The sequence below is a fragment of the Corallococcus sp. RDP092CA genome (assembly GCF_041903675.1).
Lineage (GTDB): Bacteria > Myxococcota > Myxococcia > Myxococcales > Myxococcaceae > Corallococcus.
Map to the genome: position 1 here is coordinate 1 of NZ_JAYESI010000173.1, position 255 is coordinate 255.

The 255-nt window shown below is 65.5% G+C and carries 1 protein-coding gene; it reads right to left on the minus strand.

What is annotated here, in order from left to right; all coding sequences use genetic code 11:
* A partial coding sequence (locus tag U8525_RS34665; RefSeq protein ID WP_374271004.1) for a transposase occupies positions 1–192 on the minus strand: 192 nt, incomplete at its 3' end.
* Between the last annotated feature and the right edge of the window lie 63 nt (positions 193–255).

Consider the following 255-nt stretch of genomic DNA (forward strand, 5'->3'; position numbering starts at 1 on the left):
CACACGCACCTGCTTCAATCCCATGCCGAACTTGAGGTCCTTCACGTCCCGGAACGTCTCCTCGATGGTGAATCTCCGGGCGTAGACGTCCAGCACCTCCTGGGCAGTGGCGTCCGTGAAGCTGGTGACCAGGCACCAGGAGTCCTTCATTCCCTTGCGTTTCACACACACCACCGCCCCCACCGGCACCATTGCCGCGGTGACGCGTGCGCCCCGGAGCACCTTTGCGCGCCCGCCTTCGGGCACCCACTCGGC